The 17,515-nt window shown below is 47.6% G+C and carries 9 protein-coding genes; 1 reads left to right on the plus strand and 8 read right to left on the minus strand.

Annotated elements, in window-relative coordinates:
- Window positions 1–47: 47 nt before the first annotated feature.
- Entirely contained in the window at window positions 48–2,963 is a 2,916-nt protein-coding gene (gene infB, locus ABD960_RS15105) for a translation initiation factor IF-2 (RefSeq protein ID WP_345331982.1), read from the plus strand.
- Window positions 2,964–3,019: 56 nt separating this feature from the next.
- On the opposite strand, the gene ABD960_RS15110 is transcribed toward infB, so the two are convergent.
- From ABD960_RS15110 to ABD960_RS15145, 8 genes are all read right to left on the minus strand, one after another.
- Window positions 3,020–3,625 carry a hypothetical protein gene (locus ABD960_RS15110; protein WP_345331983.1) on the minus strand — a complete coding sequence of 202 codons (606 nt, stop codon included), beginning with the start codon at window positions 3,623–3,625 and terminating at the stop codon, window positions 3,020–3,022.
- A gap of 65 nt (window positions 3,626–3,690) precedes the next feature.
- Window positions 3,691–10,710 carry a T9SS outer membrane translocon Sov/SprA gene (sov, locus tag ABD960_RS15115; protein ID WP_345331984.1) on the minus strand — a complete coding sequence of 2,340 codons (7,020 nt, stop codon included), beginning with the start codon at window positions 10,708–10,710 and terminating at the stop codon, window positions 3,691–3,693.
- A gap of 146 nt (window positions 10,711–10,856) precedes the next feature.
- Window positions 10,857–11,438: a Holliday junction branch migration protein RuvA gene (gene ruvA, locus ABD960_RS15120; protein WP_345331986.1), complete on the minus strand. Its 582-nt coding sequence runs from the start codon at window positions 11,436–11,438 to the stop codon at window positions 10,857–10,859.
- Window positions 11,439–13,742, minus strand: a complete 2,304-nt coding sequence (locus ABD960_RS15125; RefSeq protein WP_345332849.1) for an NADP-dependent malic enzyme — start codon at window positions 13,740–13,742, stop codon at window positions 11,439–11,441.
- A 94-nt stretch (window positions 13,743–13,836) separates the two neighbouring features.
- On the minus strand, window positions 13,837–15,243 hold the full coding sequence (locus tag ABD960_RS15130; RefSeq protein WP_345331988.1) for a lytic transglycosylase domain-containing protein: 1,407 nt from the start codon (window positions 15,241–15,243) through the stop codon (window positions 13,837–13,839).
- A 66-nt stretch (window positions 15,244–15,309) separates the two neighbouring features.
- Entirely contained in the window at window positions 15,310–16,731 is a 1,422-nt protein-coding gene (gene gatA / locus ABD960_RS15135) for an Asp-tRNA(Asn)/Glu-tRNA(Gln) amidotransferase subunit GatA (RefSeq protein WP_345331990.1), read from the minus strand.
- Window positions 16,732–16,830: 99 nt separating this feature from the next.
- Window positions 16,831–17,031, minus strand: a complete 201-nt coding sequence (locus ABD960_RS15140; protein ID WP_232176893.1) for a Sec-independent protein translocase subunit TatA/TatB — start codon at window positions 17,029–17,031, stop codon at window positions 16,831–16,833.
- 40 nt (window positions 17,032–17,071) lie between these two features.
- Window positions 17,072–17,497 (minus strand): Sec-independent protein translocase subunit TatA/TatB, encoded by a 426-nt coding sequence (locus ABD960_RS15145; RefSeq protein WP_345331994.1) that lies wholly within the window; start codon window positions 17,495–17,497, stop codon window positions 17,072–17,074.
- Between the last annotated feature and the right edge of the window lie 18 nt (window positions 17,498–17,515).

Raw genomic sequence — 17,515 nt, forward strand, 5'->3', positions numbered from 1 at the left:
ATAAAATCGTATTTTTGCAAATATTATAAGCAGAGAAAGAATAATAAATGTCAGAAGACAAAAGCATAAAATTAATTAAAGCCGTAAAGGAACTGAACATTGGTATGGGTACCATTGTCGATTTTCTTGCTAGCAAAGGGTTTAAAGTTGAAAAACAACCTATGGCAAAGCTGGATAGCGACATGTATACCACCTTGTTAAAGGAATTTGCTGCTGACAAGATCATTAAGGAAGAAGCCAAGCAGATCAGTATCGGCAAGATCAGGAAAGAGGAGACGCCGGCGTCGCCTGAAAAGCCTGCCGAACCGCGTCGCTCTAAGGAGTTCGACAACGAAGAGATATTGATTAAAAACGCGGGCAACTTTACTGCACAACCAGAAAAGACAAAAACTGCTGAACCTGCTGCTCCTGAAAAAACAGAAGAGCGCAGCGATAACCTGCCGGGTGTAAAGGTTGTAGGTAAAATTGACCTTGACAGCCTGAACAAGCCACAGCCTGCAGCGCCAAAACCGGTAGAGCAGCCTAAACCGGCACCGGCACCAGAAGTTAAGGCCGAAGTAAAACCTGAGGTTAAACCGGAAGCACCTGCCGCAGCTCCTGTGAAGGAAGAAAAACCAGCCGCTCCGGAACAGCCTAAACAGGCGCCTGTAGTAGCCGAAAACAAACCGGCGCAGCCACAGCAGCCAAAACCGGAAGCGCAACCTGCACCGGAACAGCCGGCAGCAGAGGGCGACGACGTTATTCGCGCCAAGGCACAACGCCTGACAGGGCCAAACATTGTAGGTAAGATACAACTGCCGGTTAACGAGCCGAAACGTAATCCGGTGGCTTCATCATCAAACCCTGGCGCAGCCGACCATAAACGTAAAAGAAAACGTAAAGAAGGCGGAGGCCCTAACCAACCCGGTGGCCAGCAAGGTCCGGGACAAGGACAAGGCCAGCAAGGCGGTCGTCCGGATTTCAGGAACCGTGGTGGTAATCATCCAGGGGGTAACAGGCCCGACAATCGTAATCGCAACGCGCAGCCGGGTGCTCCGAAAGAAGAACCGTCTGAAAAGGATATACAAGATCAAATTAAGGCAACACTTGCCCGCCTTAGCGGTGCAGGTAAGTCAGGTAAATTTGCGCAGCGGGCTAAATTCCGCCGTCAAAAACGTGATGACGTTGCTGCCAATGCCGAGGAACTGGCAATGGAGCAGGAAGCACAATCAAGGGTACTTAAAGTAACCGAGTTTGTAACGGCTAACGAGCTGGCCTCCATGATGGACGTACAGGTTACGCAGATCATCTCTACCTGTATGAGCCTGGGCATGTTTGTATCCATCAACCAAAGGCTGGATGCGGAAACGCTTACCATTGTGGCTGATGAGTTTGGCTACCAGGTTGAGTTTGTTAAACCGGAAGACGAGGAAGCCAACCTGGAAGAAATCGACGATCCGGCAGACCTGATCCCGCGTGCACCGATTGTTACGATCATGGGGCACGTTGACCACGGTAAAACATCATTGCTCGACTTTATACGCAACACCAACGTAATTGGCGGTGAGGCGGGTGGCATAACCCAGCACATTGGAGCCTACGAGGTTACATTGCCCGAAAATAAAGGTAAGATTACCTTCCTGGATACGCCGGGTCACGAAGCTTTTACGGCGATGCGTGCACGTGGTGCCCAGGTAACAGATATCGTTATTATTGTGATAGCTGCTGACGATAGCGTGATGCCGCAAACCCGCGAGGCTATAAACCACGCGCAGGCTGCAGGTGCTCCAATCATCTTCGCTTTCAATAAAATTGATAAACCGGGCGCCAATGCCGATAAGGTACGTGAGCAACTGGCTGGGATGAACATACTGGTTGAAGAATGGGGCGGTAAATACCAGTCGCAGGAAATTTCAGCCAAATCAGGCCTGAATGTTGACAAGCTGCTTGAAAAAATATTGCTTGAAGCCGAGTTGCTTGAGCTGAAAGCTAACCCTAACAAGCGTGCCGTAGGTACCGTTATCGAGGCTGCCCTTGATAAAGGCCGTGGTATTGTTACTACAGTGCTTGTACAGGCTGGTCGTTTAAAAGTGGGCGACCCTATACTGGCCGGCTGTTACAGCGGCCGTGTTAAGGCGTTAACCAACGAGCGCGGTATGCGTGTGGAATCAGCAGGCCCGTCAACACCGGTACAGGTATTGGGTATGCAGGGCGCCCCTACCGCTGGTGATAAGTTCAACGCGATGGACAGCGAGCCGGAAGCACGTGAAATTGCCAACAAACGTTTGCAATTACAACGTGAACAAGGTTTACGTACGCAGAAGCACATCACACTTGATGAGATCGGCCGTCGTTTGGCAGTGGGTAACTTCAAGGAGCTTAATATCATTGTTAAAGGTGACGTGGATGGTTCAATCGAGGCATTGTCTGACTCATTGCTGAAACTGTCTACCGAGCAGATACAGGTGAACATCATCTCTAAAGCCGTTGGTCAGATCTCAGAGTCTGACGTATTGCTGGCTTCAGCATCTGATGCGATCATCATCGGTTTCCAGGTACGCCCATCAGGCGGTGCCCGTAAACTGGCCGAGCAGGAGCAGATCGACATCAGGCTGTACTCTATCATTTACGACGCGATCAATGAGATCAAGGCGGCGATGGAAGGTATGCTCGCGCCAACCTTTGAAGAGAAGATTGTGGCCAACGTAGAGATACGCGAAACCTTCAAGATCAGCAAAGTGGGTACCATTGCAGGTTGTATGGTACTGGACGGCAAGATCACCCGTAACAGCAAGATACGCATCATCCGCGAGGGTGTGGTAATTTACACCGGCGAACTGGCATCCCTAAAACGTTATAAAGATGACGTGAAAGAAGTGAACGCGGGTTACGAGTGCGGTTTGAACATCCAGAACTTTAACAATATTGAAGTAGGCGACATTGTTGAAGCTTACGAGAACGTTGAAGTAAAACGTAAACTATAACAGTAAAATACACTGATATATATTCGAGGCTTGCCGATTGGCAAGCCTTTTTTGTTTTAAGCCTTCAATATATTTTCAGCAAAAATTTTCCAGTGCGGGGCTGACAAGGCATGCCGGGCGGTTAGCCCTACCACAAAATTGCGGGCTTTGTCTAAAAGGCTACCATCAGTATTGGGCTTTTCGTTACGGCCATGCACTTCAGCGCTGAGCTTGTTGCCGCTGCGCTCCACAATAAAGGTATTGGTTGAACCATGGCCGAAAAAATGCGCTACTTCGCCCTGCGTATGGGGGTTCGCTACCGGGCGTACGGTCATTACATAATATTCGCTATCGCCCGTTTCATCTTCATGCTCGTGTACTTCCTCAATGCGCACCCAATCATAACCATCGCCCCCCGCCGGACCGGGGCCCGGCATATCAATGTAAAAAACATCTCCTTTCTCAGCTGCCTTATAGGTTACACTACCCTGTGCATCGGTAATAGCGAACGTTGATCCCGCCTGCCCTACAAACTCATGCCAGTTGCCTACATCTTTAAGCCGGTTTTTCACCAGCATAAAATGCTTGTGTGCCTCGGCATACGAGCTTTGGCCGACGTACTCCACAACATCATTATGCTCGCCCTCGGTTTGCTCTGGAATAAATTTAGCGGTAGCCTCCATATTATAGCTTTTAGTGATAACAAAACTATGGCGGCGGTGTTCGATAAAATCTTAATTATAACTTGCTATTGCAACAGCAGTTTTAAATTGATGCCAAAGTTGGTGAACGAGGTATTAAAGCTTTGCGAAGTGTAGGGGCGGGTAATGTTCGAGTCGTAAAAAATATTAAGGTTAAAGCGCTGGTTAATCACATAATCAATTGCCGGACGCAGGGTAATGTTTTGCGCCCCTGATGATACCTCGGCCGACTGCACATCAGCACGATAGATCAGCGTTTTATTATCACGAAGCGCCACATCCAGCTTAAAGTTCACATCGTTATTATTGCGCGAGTTACCGAAAAGCCCGAACGGAAATTTGAATTTGGTGGTACGGTAGCCAAAGCCCAGCACCACAATATTTTCGTTGAGCTGCGCCAGCTGACTGTTGAGTAAGCTTAGGCTTAGCGTGCGGCTTTTGCGGTATTCAAAATTGGCGGTCATGCTGTTTTTAAAGCGCACATCCATACCTACCAGCGGCACAAATTGCTCAAATATAGTTACCTGCGAAAACTGGTAATAAGGTAAAAAGTCGGCATCCACATCCCTTGACGATACCGCGCCGTTCTGCTCCTGGTATTGCAGCAGCGTGGTATAGCCATTTACGTTGTATGACGAACGGTAACCATGCCGCAGATCAAACGAATCGAACACATCCGAAAGCAGCGGCACACGGCTTAATCCGCTGTAATTGATCTGCCAGTTAGGTATCGGCGTTGATGGGAACGGGTTAAGATTATAGCTTGACGCGTTTCTACCGGTATAAGCCGCCAGGAACGAGGTAACCAATACATCCTGCGAGTTTGGCCCGTAACCATCAGCATAACCACCTGTAACACCCGCTGAGTTTGGATTTGCCCTGCCCAAACGCTGCGACACCACCGACCTGTTTTGCAGGAACTGCTGGAACACGCCCGATACATTATCAATACCACTGGTACCCTTAAAAGCCGTAGCCAGCGACAGAAACGATACGCTATAGCTGCCCGTAGTAACCGGACTCAATTCCTCAAACTGGTTGGATGATTGCTGGAACTTATAGTTGGTCTGGAAGTTTCTGTCTTTGGTACGGAAGGCGATCAGCTCGATACGCAGATCCTTTATCGGCTCAATGGTGCCCTTTAGCCTGATATCCTCATTAAATGTTTTCACGTAAAGCTGGTTTTGCAGCGAGTCGGTAGAGAGCCATCCGTTGGCGACGGCCTTGGCGCGTATATCCGCCTGACTGCCCAGCACAAAGGCCAGCCCCGGCGCGCCATACCCCAAATCCTGCCCGAACACATCGGTAATAGGTAAGTATCCGGGCAAAAAGGTGCCCTCCGTACGGGTTAGCGTACCGCTCAGGTTTTTCAGGCTTGTAAGCAACCCAATCCAAAAGTTACCCTTGTTATTCGGGTTATTAGCCTTGCGGATGAACGGAAACTTATTATACAGGCTTACAAAGTTCAGCGTTGGATTAAGCTGTATGGTACGGGCGTTTTGTATGCTATTACCCACCTCCAACTGCGGATCGCGCAGGGAAAACTCCGGTTGCGATTGCCAGTTAAAGTGTGTACTGTAACGTAATATGGCCGATGTCCAGTTCAGGCCCGGTATCTTGCTTATTGGCGTGGTATAATTAAAGTTTAATGTGTGGCTGTAGTTGGTGGTACGGCCCAGGCTCTTCAGGTTTTCCCAAAGGGTGTCACGCTTTAATCCGTTTATACGCCCAGCAGGTTCATCCACGACCGAGAGGTTGGTAGCATCAATATCCATCTGTAATGATTTGGAGATGTTCCAGCCGATACCGTAAACCCGGGTAATGTTGAAATTTTTGTTAAACGTGGTCGGGATGGTACTTGCCGGTATAGCGATAGCGTTCAGCGGATCGTTGTTCAGGCGTAGCGTATTCTCTGAATAAAACCTATCGAAATTGATGCTGAAGTTCAACCTTGACGGCAGTAAACTAAAGTTAATATCGCGAAACAGGGCCAACAGGTTGCTCTTGATACGTTTCTCAAACGGCGCGTAATATTTAGGCTGATTACTGTAATTATAAGCCAGGCCAAACCGGTAGGTTTTCTGCAGGTCGAGCTCGGTAACATAATCATGATGCTGATACTCGGTATAAGCATAGCTCACGCTAAAATTCTCTACATCCCAAATATGTACCGGCGCCGATGGGTTAGTACGTGCCTTATGTACGTTAGTAAAGTTAAAGCTTTTACGAACGGTATAATTTTCGGACACCTTGCGTATCGAGTCCCGTTGCTGTTCGCTCCTGGCAGCGGCCAACCTGTCCTTTAGCTCTACGTCACCCATAGCCGGGTCAAATTGCGGTGTGCCTTTTTGGGTAGATACATTGATGTAGGCCGGTATGCGTATACCGCTTTTACCCGGGAAGAACTTGCCGAGCTCGGCATTAGCGGCTACATCAAGCAACTGGTTATCGCTGCGGCTGCGTTCGCTCACCCGCGAATCCAATGCGCCAAAACCTACTGTACTTTTACTGCCCGATACGGTTACATCGGCAAAGTCGGCCAGTTTGGCGTTAAAGCGTACAGCTGCCGCCCATCCCCCGCGCTGGTCAAAATCGGTTAAACGCAACTCGTCATACCATAAAGTAGCGCTTTTATCAAGCCCGTCGTCATTGTCATTAGTCTTTAACGGATTGCGCACACCCAGCATAATGGTACGCAGGCGGCTCAAATCCGGCTGGCCTTTGATCAACACCTTTTTGCCGTTCTCCACATAAGTATAAATAGTATTAAGTGGCACCCCGGCATTATTACGCGCCAGCTTGGCACGGGTAAGCAGGGCCAGCTCCAGGTCTATCTGGTTTTGCTCGGGCCATATGGTACCAGGGTCGCGGGTGCCGGGCTGGGTAATTTTAAGCGGCACTTCGTACTCATAATAATTATCCTGGTAATCAACGCCTAAACGGATGAAAGCACTGATGTCATTATCCCTTAACTGATCGCCCTCGGCGTGTACAAAGGCCTGCAGTTTTTTGTATGACCGCAGATCATTATAAAAAGTTTTAAACGCCGCTTTTGAATAACCATCCCGCAATCGGTCAACATGTAAGGATAACGACTGCTCGTTCAGCAGCGTATTGGTTTTTAAGTTATTATAATTACGCTGGCGGTTGATACCCGGCGGCACAACATAAGGTATGGGCGTACGGTTACCATTTTCTTCCAGGTTTACGGCCTGTACATCAATAATCCAGTTATCCGGGGTTGGGTTGGCGATGCCGGGGTCGGCTATAATGTTCAGCGGATTATTTTCGCGGTTAAAGGCCCGCCACTCGCCGCGCACCAATTGCAGGGTAGCAAAACGCATTACCGCGGTATCGGCAAAATTGGTAAGGAACATACGCATAAAGCGGATGGCCTTAAAATCCTGGATGTTACCTACGGCCTGCTCATACTCATTGATCGGTATACGGAATTGGTACCAGGTTACCGACTGCGTATTACCATCAACCAACTTTACCTGCGAGGTTACCTTATCGGTTATAAAATTCTGGCCCACCAGCATATCCGCCGGGCGTAATGATACCCGGTACTGGAAGTACTCATCCGTTTGGCTCATGTTGTTATCCCGGTTAATATCCTCCCCGTCAGGCAGCGGGGTTGATGCTGAGGTGGTAACTCCCAGCTCGCTTTGCGATTGCTCGGTGGTTTTAGAGTTACCCTCTGTACCGTTAAACTTCAGGTAACGATCCATAATCGGTACCGATGCCTGGTTAAACTCCGGCCCCTGGTAGTACTGAAAGTTATCTGATGACGGGTCGGCAGCGTATTGGGTAGCGGCCGGGGTACTTAATTGACCGTTTACCTGCTGTACTACGGTGGCAAACTTATTACGCTCGTCGCCATCGTTTAATCCATCCAAACCTACATCCTGGCGGGTACGGGCGGCAGGGTCGGTATCAAAGGCGTTAATTACCGGTTGCAGGCGGGTTACACGCCCCCAAGCGGTTTCATCAACTTTACTAAAATCATTATCTACAGGCAAACCGTTCTCTAAACTTTTGCGGCCATCCTTTAATATATCTTCGGAGACACTGCCGAGGTTAAAGTACAAATCGCCGCCGGGGGAGTTGGGCTTATAGATAAACGGATCGAGCATCCAAAATTCGATATAGCCTACATTGAGCGATTCAAAATCGTTAGTTTCCAATTTGCGGAATATACCACCCCAGCGCGAGCGCGGGTTTTGCAGCGTACCATCGTTATTAATACCGGTTGTGGTATAATTATACTGCCCGCGCAGGTTAGGGTAAAATGCCAGGTTAAAGGTTGGCAGCAACAACGGCTGCCCGGTTACTGATTGCCGATATGGAAAAACTTCCGTTTCTAAAACCTGCCTTACATAGTGGTTGGATAGCTCGGCACGGGTAACATTGAGCGTGCCCGCGCTGTTATAAAATATCGGATCAATATTATAAAATGCCAGCCTTGCCCGGTTATAGCCGTAGCGCAGATCATCCGTAAGTGCCGACTCTTCAAATAGCTGGGGCGTGCCGGATATCTGCCAGTTGATGTAGCTTTTTACATCAATTACCGACTTGCTGTTCTCAAAATCATCCAAATACGAAGTGCCATTTTTAGAACCCGCATAGGTTAGCGCTCCCGGTGTACCGGGCATTAATTGGGCAAACTCTCCGCTCACATTAAATGATGATTCCTCTTTGGTATTGATGAACGGTATTTTATCTACCCACCGTGTTAACAGGCGCGACTTAGACGAGTAATTACCATCAAAACCCCAGATGGTATTGGATATGGACTCTGACCCCACCGCCTCGTTTTGCGATATGGGCTGCTCGGTAAGGTGCATCATGGTAGCGCCCAAAACCAGTTTCTCACTGGCAAAATAATCCAAACGGGTACCAAACAGTGTTTTTTGCTGTACGCCGAAAAGTTCATTATTTTCCAGCTTAATGTTGATAGGCTGCCCCGACGACAGTAAGGCCTGGTTAATCATCCGTAAACGGCCTGCACTGTAATCAACCGTATAATCAGTACCCTCGGTAAGTACCAGCGTACCGGCCGTTACCACTACCGACCCTTGCGGAATATTGGTGGCATTCAGCAAATACTCTGATCCGCCCTGCGAACTGTAGGTACCTTTTATAACGTAGCGATTAAGCTGCGGAAAATACTGTTGCGCGATGGCTTTGGTTGAATCATACAAAGGTTGATAAACGTAACGCCGGGAAATATCTGTTTCGCCGGGAAGTATTTTAGCGTTCAGGTCGCTACCAAAAGGCTCTACCTGCGGAAACATTACCCGCCCCTGCTGCGAATCAATGGTAACACCTTCGATAAAATCAAAATAGCCATCCGGCTCGCGGTCGTTCTGTATGTTCAGGTTGTCCAGGCCGGTAATGCTCAGCCACAATTTTTGGTTCAGGTTTTGCCCCTCATCGGCCATATACTCCTCAACGCTGCTTTTATCATCTAATCGGGCAATTCGCAGCCTGAAATCCGTTGGACTGATCTGGAAAGCGCCCAGCGAGTAAATGTTCTTCATCATCAAATCCCATGATGGCAACCGGGGCTTTAGCAACTCGTTCTTTAACAGCTTTACATATAATACCCGCGGTGTATTCGGGTCAACAGATACATCGCTGGAAAATTCGCCCACCTGGTAGGTTTGCCCGTTGTAAGTATACTGATAGGCTACGGCCAGCACCTCATCGTTATTTAAAGGGTAGTTGAGCGATATATAGCCTAACTGCGAATGCAGCGTAAATTCCCTGTCGGTTAGTTTACGGGCGTAGGTGAGCTTAGCGTAGTTATCGGTATTGCCGGTACCGGCAAACAAGCTGTTTACCGCGTTGGAATTGGTTTGCCTTGCCGATGCAGGCAACTGGCTCAACAGGTTGTTTGATTGCTGCGGAAAACCGGGCCCGGTAAAAGCTGCAGGTAAATCCGATGTGCCGCCCCGCACAACGGTAGTGTTGTATGGCCGGTTCTCACCCAAATCAAGGAAAGCCAAAATGTCACGTGAGTCGGTGGTGTTGTTGGTACGGTTGGTTGTCCAAACCTCAATTTTGGTAATGTTGATGTTTGAGCTGATGAGCGGCAGATTGCGCAACGCGTTATTATAATTACTACGGAAATATTGCGCCAAAAAATAGTGCTTATTAGCCTCATAATCCGCAGCCGTTACCCTGAACTCGCCCTGCTGCTGCCCGTTGGTGATGGTGATGGTACGCGATTGCGAGCGCTGCTGCGAAAAAATGCTCGTAACATCTAACCGCCCAAAACGCAGCTTGGTTTTTACGCCGAACAAGGCCTGGCTGCCCGTGATCAACGAGGTATTGAGCGGCATGCTAACGTTACCGGCCTCTATTTTTTGGATAATATCATCTTCACGCCCGGTATAATCCAGCTTAAACTGGTTATCAAACTGAAACTGGGCATCGGTATTATAATTGGTGGTAATTTTGAGCCTGTCGCCAATATTACCGGTTACGTTGAGTTGTATGCGCTGATCGAAATTAAAATTAAACTGGCTGCGTTGGCGCGAATTGAATAATGGATTTTGATTTTTGTTGATCTGCCCGGCCATGATCATCTCCGCCGAACCTTGCGGTTTAATACTGATCTCGTTACTGCCAAATATTTTTTCAAACGTTCGGCCGCGTACTTTTATACGTGGCACAAAGCCTTCCTGCTGCGAATCGTAAGCATACTGATCAGCAGACGAACGGAAGTTTTGACGGATAGATTCCTTTTGCGTAAGACGCAGGTATTCAGCAAAGCTGATATAACGCGGCGGGCGCAGCAGCAAATTACCAACCCGCTCAATAAGTACATACTGATTACTTACCGGATCATACTCCACACTGCGGTCCAGGTTAGGCGGATCGGGCAGGAAATAGCCCTCACGCGATCTTTTTGAACGGGATTGCGGTGCCTTGATAGGTACACGTACTTTAGCGCTATCTTTTTTTACCGGTTTCTGCTGGGCAAATACATTACCAAGCCCGCCAAAAAGGCAGCACAAAGCAACGCATAGAAAAAATTTTCCGGTAAAAGTCCCTTTCAAAAGTAACGCTTAAATAATCGGTAATTTATGCACTTTTTACACTCACTAAATAGCAATGCCCATAAAAAATCTTCAGCTTTAACTTATTAAGGGAGAAAAGAAAAAAAACCGGGCAGGCTTTTAATTAGTAAGCCTGCGCCGGTCAATTATAAACTTTTTAAAGCAAACTTTATAAGCTGCTCCACTGTAAGTTCGTCACTTGTACGTTTCAGTTCCTGATCGATCACCTTTTCGGCAGCATTACGCGCAAAACCAAGCGTCACCAACGCTGTAAGGGCTTCGTCCTTAACGGTTTTATTCACTACTACACGGGTTAAAGTATCCGGGCCTTCTTTACGCAGCTTATCCTGCAACTCGAGCACAATACGCTGCGCCGATTTTGGGCCTATGCCTTTAATGCGTTGAATAAGCGATACATCACCGTTAACAATTGCTGCCTGTATTTCATCCGGGGTGATGGATGACAGCATCATGCGTGCCGTGTTAGGCCCGATGCCCGATATAGAAATTAAATGCAGAAACAAACGCCTTTCTCCTTCTTCAGCAAAACCATACAATGTATGGGCATCCTCTTTTACGTGCAGCCACGTAAAAAGTTTAATGCTTTCGTGCTCCAATTGCGAAAAAGTATGCAGCGAAATGTTGATGTGATAACCCACACCACCTGCTTCAACCACTACGTAAGCCGGATTTTTAAAAGTGAGCTTTCCACTTATGTAAGCGTACATTTATTTGCGTTTTGATAAGGTTTGGGCGGCCGTTTTTTCTTTCTCCTGCGCGTCAATAACCGCTATGGTAATCATATTTACAATCTCACGAACCGAGCTGCCCAGTTGCAGCACGTGTACCGGTTTTTTCATGCCCAGCAATATAGGCCCAACAGCCTCTGCGCCACCAAGCTCCTGCAGTAATTTATAAGCAATGTTACCCGACTCCAGGTTAGGGAATATCAGCGTATTGGCCGGCTTACCGTTCAGGGTAGAGAACGGAAAGTTATCCGCTAACAAGTCGGCATTCAGGGCAAAGTTCGCCTGTACATCGCCATCCACTATCATATCCGGATATTTTTGATGCAGCATCTTCACTGCCTTGCGACTCTTTTCAGGCACTTCGCCATCATTTGAACCAAAGTTGGAATATGAAAGCAGGGCTACCCTTGGCTCGACACTAAACTGGCGTACCGTACGCTCAATCAGCACGGTAATATCAACCAGCTCCTCAACCGTTGGATCGACGTTTACGGTGGTATCACCAAAGAAAACCGGGCCTTTAGGGGTAACCATCAGGTACATGCCCGCTACGCGGTTAACACCATCCTCAATACCGATAATTTGCAGTGCAGGCTTTATAGTGGTCGCATAGTTTTTTGTCAGGCCTGAGATCAGCGCATCCGCTTCACCAAACTGTACCATGCAGGCACCGTAATAATTACGGTCGGTTATGGCTTTGCGCGCTTCCAGCAAGGTTATGCCACGGCGCTGGCGTTTTTTGTAGAGATACTGGGCATATTCTTCAAATCTCTCGCACTTACCTTCGCGCGGATCGATGATCTGTACATCGTCCAAATCAAGGTCATTATCACGAATGATCTGTTTTATCTTGTCAGCATTACCCAATAAAATAGGCTGTGCAACACCATCGTCCTTAACAATTTGCGCGGCACGCAATATTTTATAAGTATCCGCTTCGGCAAATACCACGCGTTTAGGGTTTTGCTTGGCCTTGCTGGTAAGGTTACGCAGCACCTTGTCGTTACCGCCTAAGCGGTTACGTAATTCTTCAGCATAGGCGTCCCAGTCGGTTATTACCGCACGGGCTACACCCGACTCAATAGCGGCCTTCGCCACCGCGGCAGATACCTCAGTGATCAAACGCTGATCCATCGGTTTAGGGATGATATAATCCTTACCGAATTTAAGGTTAGTTAAGTTATAAGCCAGATTAACCTCTTCGGGCACCGGCTTTTTAGCCATTTCGGCAATAGCGTGTACCGCGGCAATCTTCATTTCCTCGTTAATGGCGGTTGCGCGCACATCAAGCGCGCCGCGGAAGATATAAGGGAAACCCAATACATTATTTACCTGATTAGGAAAATCACTACGGCCGGTAGCCATAATAATATCCTTGCGGGCGGCAACAGCCAGATCATAATTGATCTCCGGCTCAGGGTTGGCCATGGCGAACACGATAGGGTTTTTAGCCATCGCCTTCAGCATATCCGGCGTCACCACGTTACCTGCCGATAGGCCTACGAAAACGTCGGCACCTTTCATGGCTTCGGCCAAAGTTTTAATATCGGTACGGTTGGTAGCAAACTCAAGGCGGATATCATCCAGGTCAGTACGCTCAGGCGTGAGCAAACCATTGATGTCAAACATCACCAGGTTCTCTTTTTTAACGCCTAATGAAAGGTACATTTTAGAACATGATATGGCAGCGGCACCTGCGCCGTTTACTACCATCTTTATTTTATCGAGTTTTTTACCTTGTATCTCGCAAGCGTTCATCAATGCCGCGCCGGATATGATGGCCGTGCCGTGCTGATCATCGTGCATAACGGGGATATTCATCTCGGCTTTCAGCCTGCGCTCTATCTCAAAACAGGTGGGCGCCGATATATCTTCCAGGTTAACACCGCCAAAGGTTGGCTCAAGCGCTTTTACTATATTAACAAAGTCATCAACCGATTTGGCGTTCAGCTCCAGGTCAAACACATCAATATCGGCATAAATTTTAAACAGCAGGCCTTTACCTTCCATAACCGGCTTGCTGGCTTCAGGCCCAATGTTACCCAAACCCAAAACGGCGGTACCGTTACTTATCACCGCTACCAGGTTACCCTTGGCGGTATATTTATAAACATCTTCGGTATTATCGGCTATACGCAAGCATGGCTCAGCTACTCCGGGCGAGTAAGCCATTGTTAAATCGCGTTGAGAATTGGTTGGCTTGGTTGGAACTACCTGAATTTTACCGGGACGGCCCTTGGCATGGTAATCCAGGGCATCCTGTTTACGGTTGGGTTTTTTCATCATCTCAAATTGAAGGTCAATGGGCCAAAATTACAATACTTTTAGCGAGCGCCGCAAGTATTATTTTGAGCGATTGATAATGAGAGCTTTATATTTAAACACCGCTTATCTTAAGCGTCATTCCGGGTTGTATACGGCCCTTGTTTAAACCGTTAAGTTCTTTTATTTTTTCAACTGAGGCTCCTTCAAACTTAGCGGCAATTTCGCTGAGGGTATCGCCACGCTTTACTTTGTAGGTTACAAATTCCTTTATTTTTTTTGACGACTTTATTGGGGCAGCCTGCTCGGGTGCGGTTAAACGCAACACCTGGCCTGTTACCGCACGGTTACTGCGCAAATTGTTCCATACCTTGATATCCTGCACCTCTACGCCATAACGGTCAGCAATGGCGCCTAACGTTTCACCGCGGCGTACTTTATGGCGGGTGGCTTTAACCGGTGAAGCTTCTGCATCTTCGCCGCCCTCATTAGCTGTATTGCCAGCATAACGTACCTTAACCGGGGCGTTAAAGCCCGCGCCGTTCAGGGCTTCATATAAAGCGGCATAATTTTCTTTTGCCGCCTGCGGTATCACCAAACGGCGCGGTGCCTGCGCTGTACCGTTTACAATCTGCTTTTTATAAGCCGGGTTAAGCAGGCAAAGCTCTCTCATATCCACGTCAAGCACTTTGGCAATACCTTGCAGCGGTACAAACTTGTTAACCATTACAGTATCGGTTTTTATGGAAAAGTTGCAGGCTTGCGGTGTTATATTGTGGTGTTTATAATAATTCATTACATAGGCCATGGCAATAAACGCGGGTACGTAGCCACGGGTTTCGGCAGGCAGATACGGGCGTATCGACCAAAAATCATTAGCCCCTGCTTTCTCAATGGCACGGGTTACCGCGCCCTTGCCGCAATTGTATGAAGCTATAGCAAGCAGCCAGTCGCCAAACTCCTGGTAGGCATCGCGCAGATAAGCTGCCGCTGCATAGCTGGCCTGTATAGGGTCTTTACGATCGTCCACATAATTATCCATTGACAAACCGTACAGGCGGGCTGTAGCGAACATGAACTGCCATGGCCCTGTAGCGCCTACACGCGAAACCGCATTGGGGTTAAGCTCCGACTCTACGATAGAAAGAAATTTCATCTCCTCGGGTACCCCCATATCACGGAAAGCCTTTTCGTAGATAGGGAAATAGTATTGAGATTTGCCAATTACATCAGCCATACCACCCCTGCGGCGGGTATAGGCATCAATGTAGCTTTGCACATACTCGTTGTAATCAAGCTGTATATCTTTCTGAACGGAATCGAGGCGGCGTTTAAATATGCTGAACTCCTGGTTGGCGGGCGGGATCACCTGTGCCGCTATTGGCACAATAATAGTGTCTCGTTGTTGATGATAGCCTGTAGAAGCTATGCTTAAAAATTTATACCTGCCGGAGTCGAGGGAATTAGCTTTTACAAGCTGTATGGATAAAACGCAGATAAAAAACGTAAATAATCTCTTCATTCGTTAGGGATTTTTATACGGTTAGTAATGGCGCACAGTTACGCAATTTACTAAAGTATTAATTTTTTATAGCTTGAGGAAATATTCAGCGAAGTTGAATAGCTCCTGCTCTGCAAAATGCTTGGCTAACAATTGTAAACCTAACGGCAATCCTTTACTATTATTGCCCACGGGTAATGATATCGCCGGTACACCTGCCAGTGAGGCCTGTACTGTAAATATATCAGCCAGGTATGAGCGCACCGGGTCTGTTTCGCCCTTACCTATCTCAAACGCAGGTTCAGGCGCGGTAGGCACTAATAAAAAGTCGTACTGGTTAAGTATCTCCTCAGTTTTAGTGCGGATAAGTTTTCGTACTTTTTGTGCCTTGGCATAATAAGCATCGTAATAGCCCGCACTTAGTACAAAGGTACCCAGCATAATGCGGCGTTTTACCTCTTTGCCAAAACCTTCGGAGCGTGATTTTTTGTAGGTGGATTGCAAATCAGTGGCTTCCGGACTACGGTAGCCATAGTGCACGCCGTCATAACGCGCCAGGTTTGATGATGCCTCGGCCGTGGCCAATATATAATAGGTAGGTACCAGGTAATCCAGGTATTCAAAGCTGATGGGCTCAACGGTATGGCCGTCGGCGCGCAGTTTATCGATGGTATTTACCAGCGCGGCTTTAACCTCAGTGTCTACTCCCCTGCTTGATACCGCCTCCTGTAGGTATGCTATGCGTTTTTTTGATGAATCGGCAACTACCGGCGCGGCGTTTACCGCTTTGCGCGACAGTGTGCTGTCATACTCGTCGGCACCGGCCATAATCTCATATAGCAGGGCAGCATCTTCAACCGAACGGGTGATAGGCCCCACCTGATCAAACGATGACGCGTACGCGATGATGCCATGACGGGATATACGGCCGTAGGTAGGCTTAAAGCCTATCATGCCACAAAATGAAGCAGGCTGCCTTACCGAGCCACCCGTATCGGTACCGATAGCGGCATGGCACATGTTAGCCTGCACAGCCACAGCCGAACCGCCTGAAGATCCACCCGAAACACGGGTAGTATCGGCAAAGTTATGAACAGGGCCGTAGTATGAATTCTCGTTAGCGGCACCCATGGCAAATTCATCGCAATTGCAACGGCCAATAATTACCGCATCCTCAGCAAGCAGACGCTTAACTATGGTTGACGAGAAGATAGAAGTAAAATCAGAAAGGATTTTTGAAGAGGCCGAAACCTTATGGCCTTCGTAACAGATGTTATCTTTTATGGCGATAACCATACCGGCCAACTTGCCTGCTACACCCTGCTTTATACGTTCATCAACCTGTTTGGCCTGCGCAGCGGCTTCATCAGCAAACACCTCATTAAAGGCGTTAAGGTGCGCGTAAGTTTTAATCTGATCAAGATACCCGGCAACAAGTTTTTCAACTGTTACCCCTCCGCTTTTCAACTTACTTTTTATTTCAGTTAAAGAGGAATAGAAATTAGCCATGGGGCTAAAATAAAAAACTTATCCGTTGAATATGCAATTATCAACAGATAAGTTTTAAATACCTTTTCTCGCCATGTGGGCGAACAACTTTAGCAAACGTTATGAGTTAGCTTTGGTAGTGTTAGTATGCTCATTGGTATGCGTAGCGGTAACATTGTCATCAGATGGATTGTTGCTCGCATCTTTAAACTCCTTAACACCCTTGCCTAAACCTCGCATAAGTTCAGGAATTTTTTTACCCCCGAACAGTAACAAGATCACCACAACGATTACAATAATTTCCGGTGTTCCTAATCCCATGATCTTTAATTTTTATAGTATGATAAATAATTCTGTGTAATTAACCTTTGTATTCAAACGTATTGGCCGGCCTGCTAAAATCAGGCGTTTTAACCTCGGGTTGCTCATCCGCGCTGTTATCATCAGCATGGTTGGCAGCAACTTCTGTTTCAGTATCTACGTTATTTTCAGGTTTATGGTTGTTAGTAGTTTCAGTTATTTCGGCAACTGTAGTATTTTCTTCGTTGGGCTCGGTAGCAGCAAGTTGTTTTGGTTTTACCGGCTTATCATCGTCAAAGTTATTGATCTGCTTATTTATCTCTCGCTTCACATCTTCCGATGCATCCTTAAAATCGCGGATGCCCCTGCCCAGGCTTTTGGCCAGGCCCGGTAATTTATCGCCGCCGAATAAAAGCAGCGCCACAAAAAATATCAGCATCAGTTCGCCCGTACCAATATTCAAAAACAAAAAAACTGAATTGTGCATGATATTCAATTAGCGTAC

Source organism: Mucilaginibacter defluvii (assembly GCF_039543225.1).
GTDB lineage: Bacteria > Bacteroidota > Bacteroidia > Sphingobacteriales > Sphingobacteriaceae > Mucilaginibacter > Mucilaginibacter defluvii.